The sequence below is a fragment of the Pseudomonadota bacterium genome (assembly GCA_030860485.1).
Taxonomy (GTDB): Bacteria; Pseudomonadota; Gammaproteobacteria; order JACCXJ01; family JACCXJ01; genus JACCXJ01.
Genome location: JALZID010000341.1, coordinates 1 through 8,599 on the forward strand (window position 1 = coordinate 1; position 8,599 = coordinate 8,599).

The window sequence follows — 8,599 nt, forward strand, 5'->3', positions numbered from 1 at the left end:
GGACGCAGCTCGGCGGCTTCGCGGACTTGCAGCCGGGGCGCGCGGTGCGCGACACCGCGATCCGCGCCATCGTCCTCATCGATGCCCAGATCGACCATACGACGGGCCTCATGATGCTGCGCGAGCATCCCGGCCCGCTGGAGGTCTACTGCACCAGCATGGTGTACCAGGACCTCACCGGGGGTTATCCACTGTTTCGCGTGCTCGAGCACTATTGCGGCGTCGAATGGCATGCCGTGCCCGTGGACGGGGAACCCTTCACGATCCCCGAGATCACGGGGCTCCGGTTCACCGCCGTCCCGCTCAGGAGCGAGGCCCCGCCGTATTCGCCCCACCGCCATGCCCCGCATCGCGGGGATACTATCGGGGTTCGGGTCGAAGACATCAATACCCGGAAGAACCTCTTCTACGCGCCGGGTCTCGGGCACATTGAACCGCATCTCCGGCGCTACTTGGAGGAGGCCGACTGCCTGCTCGTGGACGGCACGGTCTGGACCGACGACGAGCTGGCCCGGCAGGGGATCTCGGAGCGGCGCGCCCGCGAGATGGGCCACCTGCCGCTCTCGGGGGAAGGCGGTATGCTGTCCGTGCTCGAGGGCCTGACGCGGCCGCGCATCGTCCTGATCCACATCAACAACACCAACCCCATCCTGGACGAAGAGTCGCCCGAGCGCCGGCTATTGAACCCAAAAGGGATCGAAGTGGCCTACGACGGCATGGAGATCCATCTATGAGCGAGGTGGCCTGGACGAGGGCGGAGTTCGAGGATCGCCTACGCGCCAAGGAGCGCTTCTATCACATCCATCACCCCTTCCACGTCCTGATGAACGCGGGCAAGCTCGAGCGCGAGGCGATCCAGGGCTGGGTCGCGAACCGCTTTTACTATCAGATCAGCATCCCCATCAAGGACGCCACGGTGCTCGCCAACTGCACGGACCGCGCGGTGCGCCGGGAATGGATCAAACGCATCCTCGACCACGACGGCAGCGACGGCGACGAGGGCGGGATCGAGGCCTGGTCGCAGCTCGGGGAGGCGGTCGGCCTCGCGCGCCCCGAGCTCTGGTCGCTCGCGCGGGTCTTGCCGGGAGTGCGGTTCGCCGTCGATGCCTACGTCAACTTCGCCCGCCGGGCGAGCTGGCAGGAGGCCGCCTGTTCGTCGCTGACCGAGCTCTTCGCACCCACCCTCCACCAACAGCGCCTGGACGGGTGGCCCAAGCATTACCCCTGGATCGAGCCGGAAGGCTATGCCTATTTCCGCAAGCGCCTGTCCGAGGCGCGCCGCGATGTCGAGCATGGGCTTGCGATGACGCTCGATCATTTCCGCACCCGCGACGAGCAGGAGCGGGCCCTCGGGATCCTGCAGTTCAAGCTGGACGTGCTCTGGACCCTGCTCGACTGTATGTGGCTCGCCTACGTCGACCACCGGCCGCCCTATTACAATGTCGAACGTTGAACGATGATGGCCTCCCTCGACCGTGAAGACACACCCAGCATCGCGCCCGGCTTCCGCTTGCAGTGGGAAGCGGCGCAGGGGGCCTATGTGATCCTTTACCCCGAGGGTATGGTGAAGCTCAACCAGAGCGCCGCGGAGACCCTGAAACGCTGCGACGGCACGCGCCGCTTAGGCGAGATCATCGCCGATCTGGAGCGGCAGTTCCCGGGTGTCGCGCTCGCGGCCGACGTGGAAAGATTCCTGGAGACGGCACATGGCAACGGCTGGGTGCGCTGGTAAGGACGGTTTCGATCGGGATCTGGGGCCGAAGCCGCTCTGGCTGCTCGCCGAGCTGACCTACGCCTGCCCGCTGCAATGCCCCTATTGCTCCAACCCCGTGGATTTCGCGAGGGTCAAGACGGAGCTGACGACCGAGGAGTGGCGGCGCGTGCTGACGGAGGCCCGGGCGATGGGGGCCACCCAGCTTGGCTTCTCCGGCGGCGAGCCCCTGGTCCGCCGCGACCTCGAGACCTTGATCGCCCATGCCCGGGCGCTCGGTTACTACACCAACCTGATCACCTCGGGCCTCGGCATGGACGAGGCGCGCGTTCAGGCGTTTCGCGAGGCCGGGCTCGACCATATCCAGCTGAGCTTCCAGTCGAGCGAAAAGGCGCAGAACGACTTCATCGCCGGCTGCGAGGCCTTCGAGCACAAGCTAGCCATGGCCCGGGCGGTCAAGCAGTCCGGCTATCCGATGGTCCTGTGCTTCGTGATCCATCGCGACAACATCGATCGCATCGAGCACATGTTGCGGCTCGCGGTCGATTTACAGGCCGACTATGTGGAGCTCGCGACCACCCAGTACTACGGCTGGGCGCTCCACAACCGCGACCGCCTCCTGCCCACCCGCGCCCAGCTCGAAGGGGCCGAGGCGATCGCCCACGACTACCAGGCCCGGTACCAGGGCCGGATGAAGATCTACTACGTCGTCCCGGACTACTACGAGACCCGCCCCAAGGCCTGCATGAACGGCTGGGGGGCGGTGTTCCTCACCATCGCCCCGGACGGCATCGCGCTGCCCTGCCACGCGGCCCGTATGCTTCCGGGGATCCAGTTCCCGAGCGTGCGCGAGCACGACATCGCCTGGATCTGGAACGAATCGCCGGCCTTCAACCGGTTTCGAGGGTTCGACTGGATGAAGGAGCCGTGCCGGACCTGCCCCGAGCGTTTCAAGGACTTCGGCGGCTGCCGCTGCCAGGCGTTTCTCTTGACCGGGGATGCGGAGAACGCCGATCCCGTCTGCGATCTCTCCCCGCACCACGACCGCGTCCTCGCCGCCATCGAGCGCGCCGCCAAATCCTCGCCGGCCGGATCGGAAGTGCCTCTGGTCTTTCGCAATACGCGAAGCTCGCGCGCGATTCGGTCGGCGCGGCCGGAGTAGTGCTCTTTATTGAGAGAAGGTCGCGCGGGAATTGCTTGACAGCTCGATCCTGAAAAACGCTGCCGACGGTGCCAATCAGCAGACACGTGGCTAAACGAGGAGACCAGTTATCCATGCACACCGCCAAACACGACGCCCTGGCTGCTATACAACGCCTGCCGGAAAACGTGGAGATGGAGGAGATCATGTACCGGCTCTATGTCCTGGAAAACATCCGTCGCGGCCGGGAGGACGCTGCACAAGGCAAGACCATTCCCGCCGAAGAGTTGTTGCGGGATATCGAGTCATGGTGAAATGGACGCCGCACGCCCGAAGACAGTTACGTCATATCCACGATTACATCGCCCAAGACTCGCAGCATTATGCCAAGCAGGTCACGCAAAACACAGGCTGCGGAAGCTCGGCGTCAGCCAAGACGCTCTCTGCCATTCTGAACGGGCAGGCAGGTATAAGTCCCACGATGGCTATTCGTCTTTCCATTGCGATGGCAATTTCGGTCCCGGGAACTCCGAGACCAAATGTTAGTTAGCGACCTTGTTGCCAGTGGCGTAACGAGAGGGGCAATTGTGGGCCAGGACTGGATGGTTGGCGCTCCACTACAATAAGGCCGACGAAGTGAGATCTTGCAGCCGACTAATCCTGCTCCTGCTTAATCGGTAGATCTGGCAGCTTGATCACTTGTCCCACCTTCACCCGATCTGGATTCAAGCCAGGATTAGCCTGAGCAATCGCTGTCCACTTTTTGGGATCCCCATAGAGTTTAGTAGCGATCTTGGCAAGAGTATCGCCGCGTCCAACCGTATAGGTGCCGGGCGAAGCAGTTGCTGGTTTTGCTGGTTCCATGGACGGAGCCACCGGTGCTGGCGGTGACGCTGTAGGAGCAGGAGGGGGTTCCGTTCCCTCGGCTGGCGGCGCGGTTACCTTCCCCGTTTCCTTGGTAACCTGGGGGGATTCCTAGCCTTCTTCTGGACTCAGAGATAGCCACACGGCACCGCCCGCAATCAGCGCGATCAATGCCGGTACCCCCCAAATCCAGGGGCGCCTGGACGCAGATCCTTCAGAAGGAACTGGTGGAGCACCAGAACGGCCAGAGGTAGAATGCAGTGAAGTAGGTATTTCGCTTCCAGGTGAGGCAGACTCCTCCCCTATTCGCTCCAGCACATGCTGGGTCATGCTCGCGGCGAGTTCATATTCGCCGAGGAAGACTTTTCCGGCATGCTCTTGCTCCAGCAGCCGTGCCTCCTCTTCGTTATGGGTACGCACGACGGTCACAATCTCTGGATTGAGTGTGCGAGCCGTGTTGATCATCTGTCGCACATTGAAGGTGTCAGGCGTAGCGATAACAAGGATGCTCGCTCGGGCGATATGGGCTTGGACAAGCACGGCCGGGTCCGACGCGTCCCCCGACACTGCAGGCACTCCGCGCTCTCTCAGTTTCTCGACCAACCTCACGGGTCTGCTCTGCTACCACATACGGAATCCCTCTCTCGGCCAGAGCATCACCGATCCGCCGACCCACCCGACCATAACCCACCAAGACGACCTACTTGGAAAGGTACTTTTGATCGGTAGACATGGGCAGCTCGGCCAACGGGTCGTCGGGCCGCTCAAGCATCTGGGCCAGGGTCGATCTGGATCGGATCCACGCCTGCACCGGTTCAATGGCCTTGAACACCAGTGGATTGAGAGCAATGGAGATCAGCGCACCGGCTAGGATCAGGCTCTGACCTTCGACGGGGAGCAAACCCAGGGTCACGCCGAGCCCAGCCAGAATGAAAGAGAACTCGCCGATCTGCGCGAGGCTGGCCGAGACCGTAAGCGCTGTGTTCAAAGGGTAACGAAAGGCAAGCACCAGCGCCACCGCAGCAAGTGACTTTCCCACAATGATGATGGCCACCACGGCAAGAACGCGTAGCGGTTGCTCGATGAGGACGGCGGGGTCGAATAGCATCCCCACCGATACGAAGAACAGCACCGCAAATGCATCCCGCAGCGGCAGGGACTCCTTGGCGGCTCGGTGACTCGACTCGGACTCTCTCAGCACCATGCCTGCGAAAAAGGCTCCCAAGGCAAAGGACACCCCAAACAGGGCTGTGGCCCCGTATGCAATGCTAACGGCTGCGGCCACGACGCACAGGGTAAAGAGCTCGCGCGAGCCCGTGCGTGCAACCTGCCAAAGCAGCCAAGGGAAGAACCGGCGTCCTACTACGAGCATCAGAGCGATGAATGCCGTCACCTCGGCGAGTGTAATGCCCAGCTTCCGCCACAGATCCGCGTATCCGCCGCTTGGCACGTTGCCGCCAAGCCATGCTGCCAGAGGCGGAAGAAGCACGAGCGCGAGCACCATGGCGAGATCCTCGACGATCAGCCAGCCGACGGCGATTCGCCCGTTCATGGACTCCAGAACGCCACGGGCCTCAAGCGCCCTCAGCAGCACAACGGTGCTCGCGACCGACAATGCCAAACCGAAAACCACCGCGCCTCCTGTCCCCCATCCCCAAGCAGCGGCAACGGTCGCGCCGAGTCCAGTGGCGACAGCCATCTGCAGTGCCGCCCCGGGCAACGCGATCTTGCGGACCGCCAGCAGGTCGTCCAGAGAGAAGTGCAATCCCACCCCGAACATGAGCAACATCACGCCAATCTCGGCGAGTTGCCCCGCGATTTCGACATTGGCCACGAAACCGGGGGTGGAAGGGCCGATGAGGATACCGGCCAACAGGTATCCCACCAGCGCCGGGAGCTTGACCCGCGCAGCGAGGAAACCCAGCACGAGAGCGAGTCCAAGAGCCGCAGCAATGATCGTAATCAGGGGAACGCTATGCGGCATCAGCTCTTGTCCTTGTTGGGGCGTTGTGTGTTATTACGGGGTCATCATCAGCCCTTTATGGGATCCAGAAGCGCTTTTCGTGCCCCCAGTAACCGCGTTACCCGCGCGGTCGCAACATGTGCTTGGTCAGGATTGTACTGTCGTTTAGGTGGTGGCTTTCGGTCCATGCGGATGCTCATCATGACCTTGTCCGTGTAGGCCATCGCGAACCCCGAGAACACGAAGGTCAGGTGGATGATCACCTGCCACAGGATCGCCTTTTCCGGGACGTGCTCGGCCTCGATGAAGGTCTTGAGCAGGTGGATCGCCGAGATCCCGATGATGGCCGTGGCGAGCTCGACCTTGAGGACCCCGGAGCTCACGTGGGACAACCATTCCGGCTGGTCGGGGTGGCCTTCGAGATCAAGCCGCGATACGAAGGTCTCGTAGCCGCCGACGATGACCATGAGGAGCAGATTCGAGATCATCACCACGTCGATGAGGCCCAGAACGACCAGCATGGTCTCCGTAGCGGTGAAGCTCCCGGCCCTCATGATCAAGTGCGAGAGCTCGATCATGAAGTGGTAGACATACACGCCCTGGGCGGCGATGAGGCCGACGTAGAGCGGCGCCTGGAGCCAGCGGCTCCAGAAGATGAAGCCCCCCAGCCATCGGATCGGGTCGCGCGTCTGCGTTGTTGTCATGAGGATGCCTGTCTCGGATGGCGGCGATTTCGGTATTATATCGGCAACACGGCCAACGAGGAGCGCCGGTGAGACTGACTGCAGACGGGCTTCGCCACTGGGAGAACAAGCGCATCACCTTGCTCGGCATGTCCGGGGTCGGCAAGACCCGGCTCGCGACCCTGCTGCGGCAATCCCAGTGGTTCCACTACTCCGGCGACTACCGCATCGGGACGCGCTATCTGGATGAAGCGATCCTCGACAACATCAAGTCCCAGGCGATGCAGATCCCGTTCTTGCGCGAGCTGTTCCGCTCAGACTCGATCTACATCTGCAACAACATCACGGTGGACAACCTGAAACCGCTGTCCACCTTCCTCGGCAAGCTCGGCAACCCGGAGCGCGGGGGCCTGGGCCTCGCGGAGTTCAAACGCCGCCAGTCCCTGCATCGCGAGGCCGAGATCCGCGCCATGAAGGACGTGCCCGATTTCATCCGCAAGGCACGCGACATCTACGGATACCGGCACTTCGTGAACGACGCCGGCGGCAGCCTGTGCGAGATCGACGACCCCGAGCCGCTCCGCATCCTCGCCGAGCACACGCTCATCCTCTATATTCAAGCCACCGCCGAGGACGAGGCCATCCTCATCCGGCGCGCTCTCGCCGATCCCAAACCGCTGTACTATCGCGACACGTTCCTGGACGAAGAGCTCGACCTCTTCATGCGCGAGCGCGGCCTCCCTTATATCGCGCTCGTCGATCCCGACGATTTCGTGCGCTTCGTGTTCCCGAGGCTCTTCCGATCGCGCATCCCGCGCTACGAGGCGATCGCCATGGAATACGGCTACACCGTGACCACCAGCGAGCTGGCCGGGGTCGCGAGCGAGGCCGATTTCCAGACGCTCCTCGCGACCGTGCTCGATCGGACCCCGGCCGGCGCCTGAGCATGCCGCTCGTCGCCAATTCCGAGCTGCCCGCCTTCGCGGCCCTGCGCGCGGAAGGCGAGACCGTCCTCGCGGGTGAGGCGGCCCTACGCCAGGACATCCGCGAGCTCCACATCGGATTGCTCAACATGATGCCGGACGCGGCGCTCGCAGCCACCGAAAGGCAGTTCTTCCGGCTGGTCGGCGAGAGCAACCAGATCGCGCAGTTCTACGTGCATCCCTTCACGCTCGCGGGGCTCGAACGCGATGCCGAGGCGCGAGCCCATATCCGCCAATATTACGAGGATTTCGAGGAGGTCCGATCGGACGGGCTCGATGCCCTCATCATCACCGGGGCCAATGTGACGCAACCCGATCTGGCGCTGGAGCCGTTCTGGCGGCCGCTCATCGAGGTCATCGATTGGGCCTACGACAACGTCACCTCGACCCTGTGCTCGTGCCTCGCGACCCACGCCGTGCTGCAGTTCCGTTATGGCCAGAAGCGCCGGCACCTGCCCGACAAGCGCTGGGGCGTGTATCCGCACCGGATCACCGATCGCCGCCACCCGCTCGTCAGGGGCGTCAACACCCGCTTCGACGTCCCCCACTCGCGTTATAACCAGATCGATCGGGGACAGTTCGAGGCGTCCGGGCTCACCGTGCTGATCGAGAGCGAGGCGGCCGGCGTACACCTCGCGGTCAGCGCGGACGGCTTCCGACTCGTGTTCCTCCAGGCCCACCCCGAATACGACACCGTGAGCCTCCTCAAGGAATACAAGCGCGAGGTGCAGCGCTTTGCGCACCGCGAGCGCGACGACTATCCGCCCTTCCCCGACGATTATTTCACTCCCCAGGTGCAGGCGATCCTCGGCGAGTATGCCGAGACGCTCCACGCCGCGCGATCGAACGGCAAGCCCCTCCCCGAGATGCCCGAAGAGTTGATCACCCCACACCTCGACAATACCTGGCACGACACCGCCCTGGCCATCGTCAATAACTGGGTGGGCAAGATCTACCAGGTGACCCACAGCGACCGCCGCCGCCCGTTCATGGACGGCATCGATCCCGACGACCCCTTGGGATTGCGGGCACGGCCAGACCGAGGGCCTTGATCATGGGATCGATGATGGGCGCGCTCGTTTCATTTGCTTTGCGGCCCAGTCCCGGATGTAGGAACAAGACGGCTTTAAGGGCACCTCTAAAAATTGTCTTTGTCACGGCGAATTGTGGTTTACAGCGAGTCATGGCTAAGGGATAATGTGCAGGTAGCGAGACACTGAAGAGCGGAGTCGATGACGATGCATGGCCAGCCTG

Annotated in this window: 8 protein-coding genes and 3 pseudogenes; 8 read left to right on the top strand and 3 right to left on the bottom strand. The window is 63.0% G+C overall.

What is annotated here, in order from left to right; translation table 11 throughout:
• The 6 genes and pseudogenes from M3461_21280 to M3461_21305 all read left to right on the top strand — a co-directional run.
• Window positions 1-734, top strand: a 734-nt coding sequence (locus tag M3461_21280; GenBank protein MDQ3776700.1) for a pyrroloquinoline quinone biosynthesis protein PqqB, incomplete at its 5' end; no start/stop codon positions are given.
• Window positions 731-1,453, top strand: a complete 723-nt coding sequence (pqqC, locus tag M3461_21285; protein MDQ3776701.1) for a pyrroloquinoline-quinone synthase PqqC — start codon at window positions 731-733, stop codon at window positions 1,451-1,453. The genes M3461_21280 and pqqC, both read left to right, overlap by 4 nt.
• A gap of 3 nt (window positions 1,454-1,456) precedes the next feature.
• Window positions 1,457-1,732: a pyrroloquinoline quinone biosynthesis peptide chaperone PqqD gene (gene pqqD / locus M3461_21290; GenBank protein ID MDQ3776702.1), complete on the top strand. Its 276-nt coding sequence runs from the start codon at window positions 1,457-1,459 to the stop codon at window positions 1,730-1,732.
• Window positions 1,707-2,873: a pyrroloquinoline quinone biosynthesis protein PqqE gene (gene pqqE / locus M3461_21295; GenBank protein MDQ3776703.1), complete on the top strand. Its 1,167-nt coding sequence runs from the start codon at window positions 1,707-1,709 to the stop codon at window positions 2,871-2,873. Before pqqD ends, pqqE begins: the two co-directional genes overlap by 26 nt.
• 113 nt (window positions 2,874-2,986) lie before the next feature.
• Entirely contained in the window at window positions 2,987-3,166 is a 180-nt protein-coding gene (locus tag M3461_21300; protein ID MDQ3776704.1) for a hypothetical protein, read from the top strand.
• Between the two features lie 90 nt (window positions 3,167-3,256).
• Window positions 3,257-3,357, top strand: a pseudogene (locus tag M3461_21305) (addiction module antidote protein, HigA family).
• A gap of 149 nt (window positions 3,358-3,506) precedes the next feature.
• On the opposite strand, the gene M3461_21310 reads toward M3461_21305, so the two are convergent.
• From M3461_21310 to M3461_21320, 3 genes and pseudogenes are all read right to left on the bottom strand, one after another.
• On the bottom strand, window positions 3,507-3,716 hold the full coding sequence (locus M3461_21310; protein ID MDQ3776705.1) for a LysM peptidoglycan-binding domain-containing protein: 210 nt from the start codon (window positions 3,714-3,716) through the stop codon (window positions 3,507-3,509).
• Window positions 3,717-4,022: 306 nt separating this feature from the next.
• A pseudogene (locus tag M3461_21315) lies at window positions 4,023-5,700 on the bottom strand (Kef family K(+) transporter).
• A gap of 179 nt (window positions 5,701-5,879) precedes the next feature.
• A pseudogene (locus M3461_21320) lies at window positions 5,880-6,383 on the bottom strand (TIGR00645 family protein).
• Window positions 6,384-6,451: 68 nt separating this feature from the next.
• On the opposite strand from M3461_21320, the gene M3461_21325 reads away from it, so the two are divergent.
• Window positions 6,452-7,306: an ATPase gene (locus tag M3461_21325; protein MDQ3776706.1), complete on the top strand. Its 855-nt coding sequence runs from the start codon at window positions 6,452-6,454 to the stop codon at window positions 7,304-7,306.
• Between the two features lie 2 nt (window positions 7,307-7,308).
• Entirely contained in the window at window positions 7,309-8,397 is a 1,089-nt protein-coding gene (locus M3461_21330) for a homoserine O-succinyltransferase (protein ID MDQ3776707.1), read from the top strand.
• The last annotated feature ends 202 nt before the right edge of the window (window positions 8,398-8,599 follow it).